The 16,901-nt window shown below is 71.6% G+C and carries 18 protein-coding genes; 9 read left to right on the forward strand and 9 right to left on the reverse strand.

The genetic code is table 11. The features are described 5' to 3' along the window. Positions 1-3 precede the first annotated feature (3 nt). Positions 4-1,695 (forward strand): dihydroxy-acid dehydratase, encoded by a 1,692-nt coding sequence (gene ilvD / locus SD460_RS16070; RefSeq protein WP_318306305.1) that lies wholly within the window; start codon positions 4-6, stop codon positions 1,693-1,695. Here ilvD and SD460_RS16075 read toward each other — a convergent pair. Next, positions 1,596-3,035 carry a class I adenylate-forming enzyme family protein gene (locus SD460_RS16075; RefSeq protein WP_318306306.1) on the reverse strand — a complete coding sequence of 480 codons (1,440 nt, stop codon included), beginning with the start codon at positions 3,033-3,035 and terminating at the stop codon, positions 1,596-1,598. The genes ilvD and SD460_RS16075 overlap by 100 nt on opposite strands. Before the next feature lie 13 nt (positions 3,036-3,048). Continuing rightward, on the reverse strand, positions 3,049-3,462 hold the full coding sequence (locus SD460_RS16080) for an SsgA family sporulation/cell division regulator (RefSeq protein ID WP_290060058.1): 414 nt from the start codon (positions 3,460-3,462) through the stop codon (positions 3,049-3,051). 586 nt (positions 3,463-4,048) lie between these two features. Here SD460_RS16080 and sigK point away from each other — a divergent pair. From sigK to SD460_RS16095, 3 genes are all read left to right on the forward strand, one after another. After that, positions 4,049-4,645 (forward strand): ECF RNA polymerase sigma factor SigK, encoded by a 597-nt coding sequence (sigK, locus tag SD460_RS16085; RefSeq protein WP_290060057.1) that lies wholly within the window; start codon positions 4,049-4,051, stop codon positions 4,643-4,645. Next, a complete protein-coding gene (locus tag SD460_RS16090) occupies positions 4,642-5,340 on the forward strand; it encodes an anti-sigma factor (protein WP_290060056.1) in 699 nt (232 codons plus the stop codon). Before sigK ends, SD460_RS16090 begins: the two co-directional genes overlap by 4 nt. Positions 5,341-5,480: 140 nt before the next feature. Continuing rightward, entirely contained in the window at positions 5,481-6,149 is a 669-nt protein-coding gene (locus SD460_RS16095; RefSeq protein ID WP_290060055.1) for a fasciclin domain-containing protein, read from the forward strand. Position 6,150: 1 nt separating this feature from the next. Here SD460_RS16095 and SD460_RS16100 read toward each other — a convergent pair whose 3' ends face one another. Together SD460_RS16100 and SD460_RS16105 are read right to left on the reverse strand one after the other, a co-directional pair. Beyond that, complete coding sequence (locus SD460_RS16100; RefSeq protein WP_290060053.1) at positions 6,151-7,158, reverse strand: LLM class flavin-dependent oxidoreductase; 1,008 nt, start codon at positions 7,156-7,158, stop codon at positions 6,151-6,153. A 45-nt stretch (positions 7,159-7,203) separates the two neighbouring features. Next, positions 7,204-7,857 carry a TetR/AcrR family transcriptional regulator gene (locus SD460_RS16105; RefSeq protein WP_290060051.1) on the reverse strand — a complete coding sequence of 218 codons (654 nt, stop codon included), beginning with the start codon at positions 7,855-7,857 and terminating at the stop codon, positions 7,204-7,206. Positions 7,858-7,948: 91 nt separating this feature from the next. Here SD460_RS16105 and SD460_RS16110 point away from each other — a divergent pair, with 91 nt between their 5' ends. Then, positions 7,949-8,926, forward strand: coding sequence for an NAD(P)-dependent alcohol dehydrogenase (locus SD460_RS16110; RefSeq protein ID WP_318306307.1), 978 nt, complete (start codon positions 7,949-7,951; stop codon positions 8,924-8,926). Here the strand turns inward: SD460_RS16110 and SD460_RS16115 are convergent. Next, positions 8,907-9,788: an aldo/keto reductase gene (locus SD460_RS16115; RefSeq protein WP_290062675.1), complete on the reverse strand. Its 882-nt coding sequence runs from the start codon at positions 9,786-9,788 to the stop codon at positions 8,907-8,909. The two genes, SD460_RS16110 and SD460_RS16115, sit on opposite strands and share 20 nt — an antisense overlap. A 100-nt stretch (positions 9,789-9,888) precedes the next feature. Between SD460_RS16115 and SD460_RS16120 the strand changes: the two genes are divergently transcribed. Then, a complete protein-coding gene (locus tag SD460_RS16120; RefSeq protein WP_290062676.1) occupies positions 9,889-10,728 on the forward strand; it encodes a helix-turn-helix transcriptional regulator in 840 nt (279 codons plus the stop codon). Between the two features lie 22 nt (positions 10,729-10,750). Here SD460_RS16120 and bdeA read toward each other — a convergent pair whose 3' ends face one another. Together bdeA and SD460_RS16130 are read right to left on the reverse strand one after the other, a co-directional pair. Next, on the reverse strand, positions 10,751-11,680 hold the full coding sequence (gene bdeA / locus SD460_RS16125) for a bis(hydroxyethyl) terephthalate hydrolase (RefSeq protein WP_290062678.1): 930 nt from the start codon (positions 11,678-11,680) through the stop codon (positions 10,751-10,753). A gap of 263 nt (positions 11,681-11,943) precedes the next feature. Further along, positions 11,944-12,543 (reverse strand): QsdR family transcriptional regulator, encoded by a 600-nt coding sequence (locus SD460_RS16130; protein WP_290062679.1) that lies wholly within the window; start codon positions 12,541-12,543, stop codon positions 11,944-11,946. An 86-nt stretch (positions 12,544-12,629) separates the two neighbouring features. Here SD460_RS16130 and SD460_RS16135 point away from each other — a divergent pair, with 86 nt between their 5' ends. Then, positions 12,630-13,262 (forward strand): DsbA family oxidoreductase, encoded by a 633-nt coding sequence (locus SD460_RS16135; protein WP_290062680.1) that lies wholly within the window; start codon positions 12,630-12,632, stop codon positions 13,260-13,262. Here the strand turns inward: SD460_RS16135 and SD460_RS16140 are convergent. Together SD460_RS16140 and SD460_RS16145 are read right to left on the reverse strand one after the other, a co-directional pair. Next, a complete protein-coding gene (locus SD460_RS16140; RefSeq protein ID WP_160701928.1) occupies positions 13,240-13,422 on the reverse strand; it encodes a hypothetical protein in 183 nt (60 codons plus the stop codon). The two genes, SD460_RS16135 and SD460_RS16140, sit on opposite strands and share 23 nt — an antisense overlap. Positions 13,423-13,969: 547 nt before the next feature. After that, positions 13,970-14,968, reverse strand: coding sequence for a LacI family DNA-binding transcriptional regulator (locus SD460_RS16145; protein ID WP_318306569.1), 999 nt, complete (start codon positions 14,966-14,968; stop codon positions 13,970-13,972). 131 nt (positions 14,969-15,099) lie between these two features. Here SD460_RS16145 and SD460_RS16150 point away from each other — a divergent pair, with 131 nt between their 5' ends. Then, positions 15,100-16,029: a carbohydrate ABC transporter permease gene (locus tag SD460_RS16150; RefSeq protein WP_290058971.1), complete on the forward strand. Its 930-nt coding sequence runs from the start codon at positions 15,100-15,102 to the stop codon at positions 16,027-16,029. Between the two features lies 1 nt (position 16,030). Further along, positions 16,031-16,894, forward strand: a complete 864-nt coding sequence (locus SD460_RS16155; RefSeq protein WP_290058970.1) for a carbohydrate ABC transporter permease — start codon at positions 16,031-16,033, stop codon at positions 16,892-16,894. Positions 16,895-16,901: the final 7 nt, after the last annotated feature.

The raw sequence follows: 16,901 nt of genomic DNA on the forward strand, positions 1-16,901 counted from the left end.
ACGATGACGATCGACCCGAAGCCCCGCAGCCGCACGGTGACCGACGGGATCGAGGCCGCGCCCGCCCGCGGCATGCTCCGCGCCGTCGGGATGGGGGACGGCGACTGGCGCAAGCCGATCATCGGCGTCGCCAGTTCGTGGAACGAGATCACGCCGTGCAACCTGTCGCTGGACCGGCTCGCGCAGGCGTCGAAGGAAGGCGTGCACGCGGCCGGCGGCTACCCGCTGCAGTTCGGCACGATCTCGGTGTCCGACGGCATCTCGATGGGCCACGACGGCATGCACTTCTCGCTGGTCTCGCGCGAGGTCATCGCCGACTCGGTCGAGACGGTCATGCAGGCCGAGCGGCTCGACGGCTCGATCCTGCTGGCCGGCTGCGACAAGTCGCTGCCGGGCATGCTGATGGCCGCGGCCCGCCTCGACCTCGCGTCGGTGTTCCTCTACGCGGGCTCGATCGCCCCCGGCTGGGTGAAGCTGACCGACGGCACCGAGAAGGACGTCACGCTCATCGACGCCTTCGAGGCGGTCGGCGCCTGCCGCGCGGGCCGGCTCAAGACCGACGACCTGGACCGCATCGAGCGCGCGATCTGCCCCGGCGAAGGCGCCTGCGGCGGCATGTACACGGCGAACACGATGGCGTCGGCGGCCGAAGCGATGGGGATGAGCATGCCGGGCTCGGCCGCGCCGCCGTCCGCGGACCGCCGCCGCGACCACTACGCGCACCTTTCGGGTGAAGCCGTGGTCGGGCTGCTCGAAAAGGGCATCACCGCGCGGGACATCCTCACGCGCGAGGCGTTCGAAAACGCGATCACCGTCATCATGGCGCTCGGCGGCTCGACCAACGCCGTGCTGCACCTGCTGGCCATCGCGCACGAGGCGAAGGTCGAGCTGACCCTCGACGACTTCAACCGCGTCGGCGACCGCGTCCCGCACCTGGGCGACCTGAAGCCGTTCGGCAAGTACGTCATGAACGACATCGACCGCCACGGCGGTATCCCGGTGCTGATGAAGGCGCTGCTGGACGAGGGCCTGATCCACGGCGGCGCGCTCACGGTCACCGGCCGCACGGTCGCGGAGAACCTCGCCGAGCTGGACCCCGACCCGATCGACGGCGAGGTCCTGCGCCGGCTCGACAACCCGCTGCACCCGACCGGCGGCATCACCATCCTGCGCGGCTCGCTCGCCCCCGAGGGCGCGGTCGTGAAGTCCGCGGGCTTCGACACCGCCAACTTCGAGGGCCCGGCACGCGTGTTCGAACGCGAGCAGGAGGCGATGGCGGCGTTGAACGAGGGCCGCATCGAGGCCGGCGACGTCGTGGTGATCCGCTACGAAGGCCCCAAGGGCGGCCCGGGCATGCGGGAGATGCTGGCGATCACCGCGGCGATCAAGGGCGCCGGCCTGGGCCGGGACGTCCTGCTGCTGACCGACGGCCGGTTCTCCGGCGGCACCACCGGGCTGTGCATCGGCCACGTCGCGCCGGAGGCGGTCGACGGCGGCCCGATCGCGTTCGTCCGCACCGGCGACCGCATCGCCGTCGACATCAAGGCGCGCAGCATCGACCTGCTGGTCGACGCGGCCGAGCTGGCCGCTCGCCGTCAGGGCTGGGAGCCGCTGCCGAACAAGTTCCCGGAAGGCGTGCTCGGCAAGTACGTCAAGCTGGTCAAGTCGTCGTCGGACGGCGCCGTCACGAGCTGAGCGAGAGCGCGCTTGTCCACCTTGCCGACCTCGGTGAGCGGCAGCGCGGCGACGAAGTCCACACCGGCCGGGACGTAGTGCTCTCGGCCGAAGGCCGCCCTCGCGTGGGCGCGGACCTCGTCGGCGCTGATCGGCCCGGTGGCCACGACGACGGCGTGCAGCAGCTGCCCGTCCGGGCCGGGGACGCCGAAGACGGCCGCGCCGGCGACCGCCGGGTGCGTCGCGATGGCGTGCTCGACGACGGTCGTGGGGACCTTCGTGCCGTGCTCGCCGGTCACGACGACGTCGTCCGCGCGGTCGAGCAGGTACAGGTAGCCCTCGTCGTCGAAGCGGCCGAGGTCGCCGGTGCGGAGCCAGCCGGCGCCGACCTTCGGCCCGCCGAGGTAGCCGTCCATCATGGCCAGCCCGCGCACTTCGACCTCGCCGTCGCCGGTGAGCCGGGCCTCCATGCCGGGGACGATCCGGCCGACCGAGCCCAGCCGGTCCGGGCGGCCGGCCAGCTCCGCGGCGGAGATGCTCGCGATCATCGGGGCCTCGGTGAGGCCGTACCCCTGGCCGACGACCGGCCCGAACACGTCGAGCGCCTGCGCGAGCCGGTGCGGTGGCAGCGGCGCGGCGCCGAGCGAGAGTGACCGGACGCTGCTCAGGTCGGTGTCCGGCCGCGCCGGGTGGTCGAGGAGCGCGGCCAGCCGGGGCGGGGTCAGCGAGAGCGTGTCGATCCGGTGCTCCTGGATCGCGGCGAGGACCGCGCCGGCGTCGAAGCCGTCGTGCACCACGACGGTGTCGCCCCGCAGCAGCACGCCGAGCACGGTGGCGTTGCCGGTCATGTGCGTCATCGGGGCGACGAGCAGCGTCCGGCCCGGGCCGTCCGGCGACGGCGCGAAGATGTGCGCCATGCCGTCGTAGATGCCGCTGTGGCGGATGAGCTTGGGGGTGCCGGTGGTGCCCCCGGTGGGAAAGAGGAGGTGGACGGTGCCCGGCGGCTCGAGGGGCACCGGTTCGCCGTCGAGGTCTTCGACGGTCCGGACGTCTTCGCCGGGCCAGCGCCGCGGGCGGTCGGTGACGACGGTGCTCACGCCCGGGTACCGCGGCCCGTCCGGCGCGGACGCCGGGACCAGCAGGACGGTCGCCCCGCGCAGCAGGGCGGCGAGCTGGACGAGGAGCGTCTCGGGGCGGTTGCGGAGGTCGATCGCGACGACCCCGCCCCCGCCGAGGCCCGCGTGCAGCCGGTGGAGCCGGTCGCGGGCCTGGTGGTAGGTCGTGACGCTGTTCTGGATGAACAGCGGACGGTCGCCACCGTCGTCGAGCGCGGCGAGGACCTTCGTCAGGAAGAAGCTCACCGGGCGACGGTACTCAGTCCTGGTAGGACAGCTTCTCGAGTTCGGTGTCGAAGTCGAACCAGTCGCTCTCGCTGCCGGCCGGCACGACGTCGTAGGTCCGGTCGAGGAAGGCGGCGAGCTCCTTCGCGGGCGCTTCGAGCACGGCGGCGCCGTCGGGGGAGTTCAGCTCCACGACGACGAGCGCGGGATCTCCGGCGGGCCCGATCCGGACGTCACCGTCACCGCAGCGGGCGAGCAGGCCGTCGGCCAGCAGGTCCCGCCCGAAGAGCCACCGGACCGCGCTCGGGCCGGCGTGCAGCACCACGGCGACCGCGTAGGGATCCCGGGTGTCGTACTCGAGCTCGGCGGGCACGGGCCGCGGCCCGGCGCCGAAGGTGCGCAGGGCGAAGTCCACGCCGGCGCTGGTCACGCTGTGCGGGTCGGCCATGGTGGCCCCCTTTGCTACTCGTCGGTTAACTTCGTCTTGTTCCAGAGATAACGCATAGTGAGTTCAACGCCCAGCGTTCCGAAAATCTTTCACACTTCGGGGTGATCAAGAAGTGTCGGAGGTCACCGTGGGCATGGCCGAACGGGCAAGTCCTCACACACGGTAAGAGGCCAGGCGAGCTTGCGGCGTGGTCTGCCGGTGGCCGCCGGGTGTCGCGAATGAGTCATTGGGGACCTCGGAGGTCGCGAATGAGTCATTCGCGACCCGCGTGCTGGAGCTTGAGCGGGCTCTGAGTCCCGAGCTTTTCGGAGCCACCCGGGGCGCCGGATGGGGCGCCGGGGTCGCGAATGAGTTATTCGCGACCCCGCATCACAGCCGCTACCCCGGGCCGGGAACGCCCCCCAGCCCACGAAACGGGCACCCGTATCCCTGGCTTTCGAAGCCGCGGCGTCGCCGGATGGGTCGGCGGGCCGGAGTTGGGCCTTCCGGGTGGGAAGGGCCACTGCGCACCAGTCCGCCCCGGCGTCCGGCCGCGAATCCCCCTCGAGGCCGGAGGGCGTGGTGGGTGACGTGGAGGGTGCCGGGCATGGGTGAGCGTGGACGGCTACGGCTGCATCCGGACGAGACGCCGGTGCCTCCGCCGAGCGCCGAGGAACTGCTGCGGCGGGTGGCGGCGGGTGACGAGACCGCGTTCTCGTCGCTCTACGACCTCGTCGCCGGCCCGGTGCTCGGGCTGGTGACGCGCGTGCTGCGCAACCACGCGCAAGCCGAGGAAGTGGCTCAGGAGGTGTTGGTGGAGGTGTGGCGCAAGGCCACGAGGTACGTCCCGGAGCGCGGGAGCGCGCTTTCGTGGGTGCTGACGATCGCGCACCGCCGGGCCGTCGACCGCGTGCGCTCGCACCAGGCCGTGCTCGACCGGGAGGACCGGGCCGGGCGGATGGACGTGCGGCGGCCGTTCGACGAGGTCACCGAGTCCACTTTGGCCGGTCTGGACCAGCAGCGGGTGCGGCAGTGCCTGTCCGCGCTCACCGACCTGCAGCGCGAGTCGATCGTGCTGGCCTACTACAACGGCTACACCTACCCCGAGGTCGCCGAGGTGCTGAAGGTGGCGCCGGGAACCGTGAAGACCCGGATCCGCGATGGCCTGATTCGGCTGCGTGACTGCTTGGGGGTGGACCGATGACCGCCGAGCTGCACACGCTGACCGGGGCCTACGCGCTCGACGCCGTGTCCGATGTGGAGCGGGCCGAGTTCGAACGGCACCTCGGGGAGTGCCCTGCCTGCCGTCAGGAGGTCGCGGAACTGCGCGCGACCGGCGCCCGGCTCGGCGTGGCCGCCGAAGTGACGCCGCCGCCGGAGCTGAAGCTGGTCGTGCTCGCCGACGTGGCCCGCACCCGGCAGGTGCCGCCGCGGGTGCCCGTGGTGCGCAAGCTCAGCCGCGCTAAGACGTGGCAGGTGCGCGTCGCGCTGTTCGGGGCCGCCGCGGCGGCCGTGGCGGCGGTGGTGCTGGCCGGCGTGCAGACCACGACCGTCCCGCAGCAGAAGGCCGATCCGGTGCTCGCCGCCCCGGACGCCACGGCGATCCAGGGGACCGGACAAGGCAGTGCGACGCTCGTGGTTTCCCGCAGCCGCAACCAGGCCGTCCTGCTCGCGTCCGGGCTGCCCGCCCTCGACGCGGCGCACGTCTACCAGGTGTGGCTGATCGGCAAGGGCGGCGCGCATTCGGCCGGGCTGATGCAGCCGGAGTCGCCGGACCGCATGCGGCCCATGGAGACCACCCTGCCGGCGGGGGTCGACCGGATCGGGATCACCGTCGAGCCCGCGGGCGGTTCACCCGGCCCGACGACGCCGTCGGTCACCCGGATCGACCTGACCTGAGCAAACGTTTCCCTCTTCGGCAGATAGCGCTTTCCCACCGTCAGTGACCCGGATCACCCGATCGGGTGGCAAACCGATTCACGAGCAGTTCCGAATACCCGTCAAGAAGAAGTTCTCAGCCGCTTATGGGAGTGATTTTCGTGACCAAGCTTCGTGTCGCCGGAATCGGCGTCGCCGCTGTCGCCGCTCTTTCGCTGGCCGCGTGCAGCAGCAGCGACACCGCTTCGTCGGGCAGCTCCAGCGCCCCCGCCCCGTCGTCGTCGATGGCCGCCCCGTCCTCCAGCGCCGCCGCGGCCGGCGACGGCATGACCACCAACGCCGACGTCTTCGGCCCGGCCTGTTCCCAGCTGCCGCAGGGGTCCGCGCCCGGTTCGCTGGACTCGATGGGCCCGCAGCCGGTCGCCTCGGCCGCGTCGACGAACCCGCTGCTGACCAAGCTGGTGGCGGCGGTCAAGGCCACCAACCTGGTGGACACGCTCAACAGCGCGCCCTCGATCACGGTGTTCGCCCCGGCCGACCCGGCCTTCGCCGCCCTCGGTGACGCGAAGTTCAACGAGCTGGCGGGCAAGCCGGCCGAGCTGTCGCCGATCCTGCAGTACCACGTCGTCGGCAAGCGCTACGACGCCAAGGGCCTCGCGGCCGCGGGCTCGCTCGACACCCTCAACGCGGCCGGTGGGCAGCTGAAGATCGAGGGTTCCGGTGAGAACATGACGGTCAACGGCGCGAAGATCCTGTGCGGGAACATCCCGACGAAGAACGCCACGGTCTTCGTGATCGACAAGGTCCTCACGCCGGGCACCAACAAGTAAGTCAGGAATTCCGGCCCAGTGCCGGGCCGAGGCGTTCCGCGATATCGGTGAGGATCTGCACATAATCTTCGTGGTCGAAGGTGAACGGCAGGGCGAAAGCCACCTCGTCGATTTCGCGGAACGCCTTGTGCGCGTTCAGCCGGTCGGCGATTTCCGCCGACGTGCCCACGAAATCGGGGGAGAAGAGCATCCGGGCCGGGCCCTGCGGTTCGGCCGTGCGCGGCAGCCGTTTCCGGGCGTAGGCCTCGTACTTGGCGCGCTGCTCCGGCGTCGCGCGGTCGGTCGGGATCACGACCAGGCCCTGCGAGACGCGGGCGGCCTCGCCGTCAGGGTGGTGGGCCCGGAACGCCTGGATGTGCGACAGCTGGATGTCCGCGAAGTCCGTGCTCTCGCCTTCGGCCTTGACCACGCTGCTGGTCAGGAAGTTCATCGCGTGCTTGCCCGCCCACTCGGCCGAGCGCAGGCTCGCCCCGCCGTACCAGAGGCGCTCGCCGAGCCCGGGCGCCTGCGGCTGGACGCGGTCGGAGAACACCTCGAAGCCCTGCGTCCCGCTGAACCCGGTGGCCGGCTTGCCGCGCACGAACCCGAGCAGCCGTTCCACGCGGTCGTAGGAGAAGTCCTCGGCGTCGGCGGTGTCCGGGTAGAGGGCTTCCTTGACGTCGTCCCAGCGCATCGGCGGCCCGACACTGATCCCCGGGTTGAGCCGCCCGCCGGAGAGCAGGTCGACGGTGGCGAGGTCCTCGGCGAGCCGCAGCGGGTTCTCCCAGCCGAGCGGGATGACGGCGGTGCCGAGGTGGATCCGGCTCGTCCGCTGCGACGCGGCGGCGAGCACGGCGACCGGCGACGAGATGCCGTACTGCAGGTGCCGGTGGCGCACCCAGGCGCTGTCGAACCCGAGCCGCTCACCCAGTTCGATGATCTCGAGGGTCGACTCGTGCCCCCGCCGCGGGTCGGCGGCGTCGAAGAGGCCGATGGTCAGGAAGCCGAGCTTCCGCAGTGGTCGTGACACCCCGCCGATTCTGCTCCGGTGCTCGGGGGTGTCCCACCTGGTGGACTACCGCAGCCGGTCCAGGCCGTCGAGGACGAGGTCCAGGCCGAACTCGAACTCCGCCTGGTCGTCGCACCAGCCCAGCGTCGAATCCGGGTCGTCGTGGGCGATCTCGCTCAGCATGGCCACCAGGTTGGGCAGCTGCGCGACCACCTCCGGCGGGACTTCGGCCGACGAGCCCGGGCCGGGGTCGAACGGCTCCTGGCTGAACCCCAGCGCCCGGCTGCCGAGCGCGTGCAGCGCGTGGTGGATCCGGTCGTGCGAGAAGCCGCCTTCGCGCATCAAGCCGACCAGGTTGTCGTAGTACTTCAGCACCGCCACGCTCGTCGACGACCGCGTCCCGAACAGCGCCGGGGCCCAGCGGTGGCGGAGGAACACCTCGCGGGCGGCGAGGATGCGCCGCCGGGCCGTCCGCTTCCAGTCCGGGCCGGGCTCGAGTGCGGCGACCGCCTCGTTGATCTCCTGGGCCACGACGTCGACGATCCCGTCGAGCACGTCTTCCTTCTTGGCCACGTGGTAGTAGAGCGACATCGCCTCGGCGCCGAGTTCGTCCGCGAGCCGGCGCATCGTCACCGCGGGCAGGCCGTGCTCGTCGGCGAGCGCGACGGCCGCGCGCAGGACGCGCTCCCGGCTCAGCGGGGTCCGGGCGTCAGTGGTCACGCCGAAGATCGTACAACGTAAGTCCGTCTTGACCCGATGGCGCGCCCGGAGCTACCTTACGACGTAAGACTTACAACGTAAGGGAGATGTCATGAAGGCTCTCGTACAGCGTATGTACGGTTCGCCCGAAGCTCTGACCTGGGAAGACCTGCCCGATCCCGTCCCCGGCGAAGGCGAGGTGCTGGTCCGGGTGCACGCCACCTCGGTCAACCCGTACGACTGGCACTTCCTCAGAGGCGAGCCCCGCGTGGCGCGCGTGATGACCGGCGGCTTCGGGCTCCGCCGCCCGCCGGTGGGCGTCCTCGGCTGCGACCTCGCCGGCCGGGTGGAGACGGCCGGGACCGAGTTCTCACCCGGCGACGACGTCTACGCCCTGCTGCCGCGGGGTGCCCACGCCGAGTACGTGTGCGTGCCCGAAAGCCTGCTGGCACCGATGCCGGCGAACCTGTCCCACGAGCAAGCCGCGACGATGCCGATGGCCGCCGTCACCGCGCTGGTCGCCCTGCGGGGCGTGGCGCCGGGGCAGCGGGTCCTCGTCAACGGCGCTTCCGGCGGCGTCGGCACCTTCGCCGTCCAGCTGGCCAAGGCACTCGGGGCCGACGTCGACGCCGTGTGCGGCGCGGCCAACGCCGAGCTGGTCCGGTCCCTCGGCGCCACGCACGTCTTCGACTACCGGACCCAAGACTTCACGCGCGGCGGCCGCCGCTACGCCTTCGTGCTGGACGTCGCGGGCGGCCGGACGCTGTTCGCCTGCCGCCGGATCCTCGAGCGGGACGGCACCTTCGTCGCCGTCGGCGGCCCGGCCGGGCGCTGGCTGCAGCCCGCCGGGCACGTCTTCGCCGCGTTGGCGGCCGGCCCGTTCGCGCGACGGCGGGTCGTGCTCGCCGACGCGGTGGGCTGCCCGGACAAGAAGGCGGTGCTGGGCGAGCTGGCCGCGTTCGCCGAGCGCGGCGCGCTCACACCGGTCATCGACCGGACCTACCCGTTCGACGACCTGCGTGCCGCGTTCGCCTACCAGGAAGCCGGGCACACCCGGGGAAAGCTTGCCGTCACCGTCGCAGCGCGGTGATCTCGGCGACCTCTTCGGGGCTCAGGACGAGGTCCTGCGCGGCGAGGTTTTCGCGCACGTGCGCGAGCGACGTCGTCCCGGGGATCGGCATGACGGCGGGCGAGCGGCCGAGCAGCCAGGCGAGCGCGACCTGGGAGACGGTGGCGCCGTGGCGGGCCGCGATCGGTTCGAGGACGCGGCGGACGGCGGCCGGCCCGGCGGTGTCGGTCGGCGCGCCCGGCGTGCTGAGCGACACCGGCTGCCACGGGACGAAGACCGCGCCGGCCTCGGTGGCGGCGTCCAGCAACGGCTGTTCGTGCCGGTCCACGACGTTGTAGTGCGCGGTGACGGCGGCGATGTCGACGATCTCGCGGGCGGCCTTCAGCTGCTCCAGCGTCACGTTGGACAGGCCGATGTGCCGGATCACCCCCTCCTGCCGCAGCTCGGCGAGCGTGCCGACCTGGTCTTCGAAGGACGCGTCCTGCGCGTAGCCGCTGTGCAGGTAGTAGAGGTCGATCCGCTCGACGCCGAGGCGGCGCGCGGACAGCATCGCGGACTGGCGCAGGTACTGGCGGTGCCCGATCGCGGCGATCGTGGAGATCTCCGGGCCGCTGCGAACGAAGCCGCCCTTGGTCGCGAGCACCAGGTGCTCCGGGTACGGGTGGAGGGCTTCGCGGATCAGCTGCTCGTTGGTGTGCGGGCCGTAGACGTCGGCGGTGTCGATCAGCGTGACGCCGGCGTCGACGACCCGGCGCAGCAGCTCGAGGCCCGCGGCCCGGTCGGGGTAGTCGCCCCAGTGGCCGGGGCCGGTGAGCCGCATCGCGCCGTAGCCGATCCGGCCGGTCGTCAGGTCGCCGAGCTGGAGGGTGGTTCGTTCGGTCATGACTCCACCGTCGGCCGGTCCGGGGTGGCCGGCCAGGGAGGGTTCTGCCTATGGAGCCTGGTACCAGGCACGCGGCGGCCGGTCTTGCGACACTGGGGGCATGGCAGCCACCGAACTGGGCGAGTTCCTCCGGGCCCGCCGCGCCGCGCTCGACCCGCGACGGGCCGGGCTGCCCGACGACGGGCGGCTCCGGCGGGTCCCCGGCCTGCGCCGGGAAGAGCTGGCCCAGCTCGCGCACATCAGCATCGACTACGTGGTCCGGCTGGAGCAGGGCCGCACGCGGCGCGTGTCCCGCGCGGTCCTCGACGCCCTCGCCGACGCGCTGCGGCTGGCCCCGGACGAGCGCGCGTACCTGTTCACCCTCGCCGACGTCGCCCCGGAGACCCGGGCGCCGGCCGAGGACCACGTCGCGGGCCCGCTGCGGCAGCTGCTCGACGGCATGCCGGACGTCCCGGCGATGGTGCTGAACCGCCGTCAGGACGTGCTGGCCTGGAACCGCGCGGCGGTCGCGCTGCTGGGCGACTTCGGCGCGCGCCCGCCCGCCGAGCGGAACCTGATCCGGTTGACGTTCCTCGACGAGGACTACCGCGCCCGCTACGCGGACTGGCCGCGGGCGGCGGGCGCGTGCGTCGAGGTGCTGCGGATGGAGTCCGGCCGCGACCCGGCCGACCCGGTGCTCGCCGCGCTCGTGCGCGAGCTGCTGGAGAAGGACGCGGACTTCCGGCTGTGGTGGGACACCCACCAGGTGCGCGGGGCCCGGGAGCTGACCAAGACCTACCGGCACCCGGTGGCGGGGCCGGTCACCCTGGACGTCCAGCAGTTCGCCGTCGAGACGCACCCCGGACAGCGGCTGGTGGCCTACACCGCCGAGCCCGGCTCACCGTCGGAAGAGGCGCTGCGGTTCCTGCTGCAGTGGGCCGCCGAGCCCGCGGAACGCTGACCGCGGGCCCGGCGGCCGGGCGTCAGCCGTTGTGCGGGCAGGTGCCCCGGTAGTCCGAAATGGACAGACTGGTGCCGGGGATCGGGCAGAGGAACTGCTCGTAGCGGGTGTCGTTGTCGACGAACCGCTTGAGCCAGGACAGCGTGTACTTCGCGATCGTCGTGTTCGACGAGTTCGGCGCGAAGTGGCTGGCCCCGCGCAGTTCGAGGTACGCTTTGTCCAAAGAGGACGGCAGGCTGGTGTAGAACGGGATCGAGTGCGTCGCCACCGGCGCGACGGTGTCCGCCTCCGCCCCGACGACCAGGGTCGGCACCTGCACCGTCGACCAGCTCTTCGTCAGGTTCCAGCCGGTCAGCGGCACGGCGGCCTGCAGCGACGGCCGTGAGCGCGCCGCTTCGAGCGTGCCGCCGCCGCCCATCGAGTGCCCGACGACGCCGAGCCTGCTGCTGTCGATGCGGGACCGGACCGAGCTCTGCTGGGTGAGGTAGTCGAGTGAGGCCAGCAGCTGGCGGCCCCGGCTGTCGGGCTGGTCGCTGGTGGTCAGGGTGTCGATGGTGAACACCACGAAGCCCTGGGACGCCAGGCGCGGGCCCAGCCAGGCCATGCTCGACTGCGTGGCGGTGAAGCCGGGGGCGATCGAGATCGCGCCGAACGTGCCGGCGGCCGTGCTCGTCGGGTAGTAGATGGTGCCCCCGCCGAAGCCCGAGACGGCCAGTCTCGACACGGTGGTGGTGCTGGTCGCGAAGCTGCCCCGGCTGGCCTCGATGCTGGCCGTGGTCGGGGCGGGCCCGCGTTCGTAGGGGTTGTCGGCGGCGGGTGCCGGCGTGGCGACCGCGGTGGTCACCGCCAGCGCGGCGGCGAGCACCCCCGCGGCCTTGGCGCGCCACGGGCGGCGGCGGGAAATTTTCTCACCCGGGCCAGACGACGTCGGCGGGCTGGTGAGTGCGGACATGGATCGCTCTCTTTCCCCGGGCAGGCGAAAGCGGGCCCGGACACGGACGGGCGGACCGATGGAACCGTTGCACGGCAACGAAGGCGTGCCGCTGGCCGGGCGCGGGGTAACCGCTTTCCGGTCGCCTTATGAAACACTTCGCCGAAATGTTCCACAACGGCCGAATGGGTGAGTGGTCAACAGACTGTGCGGTCGCTCAGTGAGTTGGCGGCCCCGGCACTCACGCGCGTGACAAAGCCGGCCCCGGTCCCGTACTACATCAGTCAGCGGGTGGCGCCGGGCTCCAGCGCGCCGCGGACCAGCGTGTCCAGGAGGGTGGTCGCTACCGTCAGGTCCACCGTGCGCGCGGCCAGCACGTCCGAGTACAGGAACGATTCGCCGAGCCGCACCACGGCGAACGCCAGGTCCGGCAGTCCCACCAGCGGGGTCAGCCCGGCCGCTTCGGCGTCGGCGCGGAACAGCTCCACGTGCTGGTCGACCAGGACCGGCTGGACCGCACCGCGCGGATCGGTCAGCACCCGCAGGGCGACCGCCGACTCCGCCTCGATCAGCTTGCGCATGCCGTCGTTGCCGGCGACCTCGCGGCGGTACTCCTCCATGACCCACAGGCAGCGCAACCGGCCTTCCGGCGTGCGGACCGCGTCGCCGTGCGCGGTGTGCCAGCCGTCGAGCGCCCGCTGCCAGGTGCGGTCGGACAGCAGCCGCAGGCCCGCGCCCATGAGGTCGTCGCGGTTGCCGACGCGGCGGAAGAACGTCGTGCGCGAAATCCCGAGTTCGGCGGCCATCCGGCCGAGGTCGAGGCGGGTTCCGGTGAACAGCAGCCGCGCGGCGTGCCGGACGATGTCGTCGGTCGAGACGGTCACCGGCCCAACCCTATCCCGCAGGTCGCCGCCGGTTACCTTGAAGTGCGCGGCGCCCCTGCGGTTAGCTTGGCGGGGTGCGCGTAGACATCTGGTCCGATCTCGTCTGTCCCTGGTGCTATCTCGGCAAACGCCGCTTCGAGCAGGCGGTCGCCGAACTCGGCGTCGACGTCGAGGTGGTGCACCACTCGTTCCAGCTCGACCCGTCGTTCCCGCGCGGGACTTCGCGTCCGACGCGAGAGGTGCTGGCCGAAAAGTACGGCCGCACACTGGAAGAAGCCGACGCGATGGAAGCGCAGATGGAGGAACGCGCGGCCGCCGACGGCCTCGAGTACCACCTGCACGGCGTCCACATGGGCAACACCGTCGACGGCCACCGCCTGGTGCACCTCGCGGCCGACCGCGGCCTGGCCGATGCCGTCGTCGACCGCTTCTACCGCGCGCACTTCACCGAGCGCCGGTCGCTGTTCGACCGCGACTCACTGGTGGAGCTGGCCGCCGAAGCGGGTCTGGACGCCGAAGAGGCGCGGGCCGTGCTCGAATCCGACGCCTACGAAGCCGAAGTGGCGGCGGACGGCGAGCAGGCCCGCGCCCTCGGCGCGTCCGGCGTCCCGTTCTTCGTGGTCGACCAGCGCTTCGGCGTGTCAGGCGCCCAGTCACCGGAGGTGTTCGCCCAGGTGCTGACCCGCGCGGCGGAGGTCAGCGGCGCCGCCGCCGGCTGAACCGCGACCGGTCGGTGGCGACGCCGGCCAGGTGCAGGGCAACGCAGAGCAACCCGGCGGTGGTCAGCGTCCCGGTCGTGACGACCGGGCCGAGCCCGAACCCGGCCAGCTCCATCAACAGAGCGAGCCCGAAGAGCACGGCGGCGAGAATGGCGAGCATGACGGCCTCGTTTCGGTGGGGATGACGCCGAATGGTCCAAGCCATTGCGACGTCCGGGGTGCCGGCGATCCCGGCTTGGTGGCCGGTAATGCCCCGCCTTCCGCACGGTGAAACGAGAACTTCCGCGGGCGCCGGTGCCGTCGGGTCCGGAGGTCGCGAATGACTCATTCGGGGCGTGGGAGGTCCCGAATGAGTCATTCGCGGCATCGCGGCATCGCGGCTCGCGCACGGCTCGGCGCGCGTCCGGCGAGCCCGATGCCCGGCCCGCACTTCGCCGGCCGCGCTCGCACCTCGCCGGCGCCCGCGCATCGCTTGTCGCGCCTCACGCCTGGGCGGCGCCAGGTTTGCGGCCGCCGCGCCCGCGCACCCCCACCGGGCGCGCTCGTGCCCGCGCCGCCCGCCCCGTAAGCGGCCGTCCGGCATCACCGGTCGCGCCGCGCCGCCCGCCCCGCTAGCGCCTGCCCCGCAAGCGGCCGCCCTGCTCGCCCTGCAACACCGGCCGCGTCGTCGCGCCCGCACCCCGCCTGCCCTGGAAGTCCCCTTCACCTCACGACACGCGCGGAACGGGGGGAGGCGCCGTGCTCGAGCGGAGTACCAGTTCCGTGGGGACGCTCACCGGTTCCCCGGCCTCCTCGCCCGTCTCGATCTCCGTCAGCAGGGCCGCCACCGCGTGGCGGCCGACGGCCTCGAAGGACTGGCGGATCGTCGTCAGCGGGGGCCAGAAGTGGGCCGACTCCTCCATGTCGTCGAACCCGACCACGCTCACCTCGCCCGGCACGGACCGGCCCGACTCGTGCAGGGCCCGCAGCAATCCCAGCGCCATCTGGTCGTTCGCCGCGAACACCGCTGTCACCGAGGGGTCGGCCGCCAGGGTCAGACCCGCCCGGTAGCCCGACGAAGGGGACCAGTCACCCGTCAGCACCGGGGGGACGAACGCGCCCGCGAGCTCCAAAGTGGACCGCCACGACTTCCGGCGCCGTTCGGCCGAATAGGACTGCGGCGGGCCCGCGATGTGCCACACCGTCTCGTGCCCCAGTGAAAGCAGGTGCCGGGTCGCGGTCGCGGCGCCGTCAGCCTGGTCGGTGTCCACGACCGGGTAGTCGTAGCGCGCGCTGGAGTCGATCACCACCACCGGAAGGCCGTGCGGCAGCTCGATTGCGCTCTGGTCGAGCTGGTGCTGCTCGATCAGGATGATCACGCCGTCGACCGCCTGCTCGTTCAGCTTGCTGAACGCGCCCGTCACCTCGCCCTGCGTCGGCCGGGTCACCGGCATCAGGATGATCGAAAACCCCTGTGCGACGACGGCCGCCGCGATGGCGTCGAGGGTGCGGCTGTTGCCGAACGTCGGGAGGGCCGAAATGATCACGCCGATGCTGCGGAACTTGCCGTTGCGCAGGGCGCGGGCCGCGCTGTTGGGGCGGTAGCCGATCCGGCGCATCGCGGCGAGGACCCGGTCGCGCGTGGCGTCGTCGACGTTCGTCCTGCCGTTCGCGACCCGCGACACCGTCTGGCCGGACACCCCAGCCTCGCGCGCGACGTCCGCCATCGACGGTCCACGGCGCGGGGATGCTGTCGGCACGGGTGGCTCCTCGAAGTTTCCTGGACATGTTTACGTCAACACGTTACCCTCCGACCGTCCATGTTGACGTAAACATCTGCACGAACACCGGAGGGACGATGACGTCCACAGCGGCACCGCCGGTCGCGGCACCGGCCCGCCCGGCGCCGCCGGCCCGCCGACGGCGGCGCAACTGGCGCGGCTGGCTCTTCGTCGCCCCTTTCATGGTGGTGTTCGCGCTAACGTTCATCGCGCCGGTCGTCTACGCCTTCGTGCTCAGCCTCTTTCGGGACCAGGCCTTCTTCGGTGGCACGGTGTTCGTCGGCGCCGACAACTACGCGCAGGTGCTCGCCGACCCGAAGTTCTGGGAGTCCTTCCAGCGGGTGCTGGTGTTCCTCGCCGTGCAGGTGCCGATCATGCTGCTGCTCGCGCTGGTCGCGGCGCTGGCGATCGACAGCGCCCGGCTGCACGCCGCCGGGTTCTTCCGGATCGTGATCTTCCTGCCTTACGCCGTGCCCGCCGTGGTCGCCGCGCTGATGTGGGGCTTCATCTACGGTGACCACTTCGGACTCGCCGCGGACCTCAACCACCTGCTGGGCACCGACGCCGTGAAACCGCTGTCCCAGAACTGGCTGCTCACGTCGATCGGCAACGTCGTCACGTGGGAATTCGTCGGCTACAACATGCTCATCTTCTACTCGGCGCTGAAGGTGATCCCGAAGGAACTGTTCGAGGCCGCCGCGATCGACGGCGCCGGCGCGTTCCGCACGATCTTCTCCGTCAAGCTCCCCGCCATCCGCGGCGCCATCGTGATCGCGACGATCTTCTCGATCATCGGCAGCTTCCAGCTGTTCAACGAGCCGAACATCATGCGCAACCTGGTGCCGAACGTGATCGGCACCTTCTACACGCCGAACATGTACGCCTACAACCTTTCCTTCGCCGGTCAGCAGTACAACTACTCCGCCACGGTCGCGATCGTGATGGGCGTGATCACCGCGGTCATCGCCTACGTCGTGCAGCTGCGCGGCACCCGGAAGGGGATGTGACGTGGCCACGCTCTCCGTGACCCGGCCGAAGAAGTCGCGCACGCTCACCGCCGTCATGGCGCTGTACCTGCTCTACACGCTGGTCCCGCTGGCGTGGCTGGTGATCAACGCGACCAAGACGCAGGCGTCCCTGTTCTCGACGTCGGGGCTGTCCTTCGGCGGCCCGTTCGCGTTGTTCGACAACATCGCCCAGACGTTCACCTACAACAACGGGATCTTCTTCCGCTGGCTCGGGAACACGCTGCTGTACGTCGTGGTCGGCGCCGGCGGCGCGACGATCCTCGCCACGGCGGCGGGGTACGGGCTGGCCAAGTACCGCTTCCCCGGCCGCCGCGCGGTGTTCGCCGTCGTGCTCGGCGCGGTGGCCGTGCCCGCCACCGCGCTCGCCGTGCCGACGTTCCTGATGTTCAGCAAGCTCGGGCTGACCAACACCCCGCTGGCCATCATCATCCCGTCGCTGATCAGCCCGTTCGGCCTCTACCTGATCTGGGTCTACGCCGCCGACGCCATCCCCGACGAGCTGCTCGAAGCGGCGCGGATCGACGGCGCGGGCGAGTTCCGGATCTTCCTCACCGTCACGCTGCGCCAGCTGGTACCCGGGATCGTGACCGTCGCGCTGTTCACCGTGGTGCAGACCTGGAACAACTACTTCCTGCCGCTGATCATGCTCAGCGAGCCGAAGTGGTACCCGCTGACCGTCGGGCTCAACCAGTGGAGCGCGCAGGCCAACGGCGCCGGCGCGCAGCCGATCTTCAACCTCGTGCTCACCGGATCACTGCTCACCATCATCCCCCTCGTCCTCGCTTTCCTGCTCATGCAACGGTTCTGGCAGTCCGGGCTGAGCGCCGGGAGCGTCAAGCAATAGCCGTCAC

The sequence above is a fragment of the Amycolatopsis solani genome (assembly GCF_033441515.1).
In the GTDB taxonomy this organism is placed as follows: Bacteria; Actinomycetota; Actinomycetes; order Mycobacteriales; family Pseudonocardiaceae; genus Amycolatopsis; species Amycolatopsis solani.

Bases quoted from the DNA above. Each gene is read 5' to 3' on its own strand.
- ilvD (WP_318306305.1), top strand. From the start codon at position 4: ATGACGATCGACCCGAAGCCCCGCAGCCGCACGGTGACCGACGGGATC.
- SD460_RS16080 (WP_290060058.1), bottom strand. From the start codon at position 3,462: ATGGCCGACCCGCACAGCGTGACCAGCGCCGGCGTGGACTTCGCCCTG.
- sigK (WP_290060057.1), top strand. From the start codon at position 4,049: ATGGGTGAGCGTGGACGGCTACGGCTGCATCCGGACGAGACGCCGGTG.
- SD460_RS16090 (WP_290060056.1), top strand. From the start codon at position 4,642: ATGACCGCCGAGCTGCACACGCTGACCGGGGCCTACGCGCTCGACGCC.
- SD460_RS16110 (WP_318306307.1), top strand. From the start codon at position 7,949: ATGAAGGCTCTCGTACAGCGTATGTACGGTTCGCCCGAAGCTCTGACC.
- SD460_RS16115 (WP_290062675.1), bottom strand. From the start codon at position 9,788: ATGACCGAACGAACCACCCTCCAGCTCGGCGACCTGACGACCGGCCGG.
- SD460_RS16120 (WP_290062676.1), top strand. From the start codon at position 9,889: ATGGCAGCCACCGAACTGGGCGAGTTCCTCCGGGCCCGCCGCGCCGCG.
- bdeA (WP_290062678.1), bottom strand. From the start codon at position 11,680: ATGTCCGCACTCACCAGCCCGCCGACGTCGTCTGGCCCGGGTGAGAAA.
- SD460_RS16140 (WP_160701928.1), bottom strand. From the start codon at position 13,422: ATGCTCGCCATTCTCGCCGCCGTGCTCTTCGGGCTCGCTCTGTTGATG.
- SD460_RS16145 (WP_318306569.1), bottom strand. From the start codon at position 14,968: ATGGCGGACGTCGCGCGCGAGGCTGGGGTGTCCGGCCAGACGGTGTCG.
- SD460_RS16150 (WP_290058971.1), top strand. From the start codon at position 15,100: ATGACGTCCACAGCGGCACCGCCGGTCGCGGCACCGGCCCGCCCGGCG.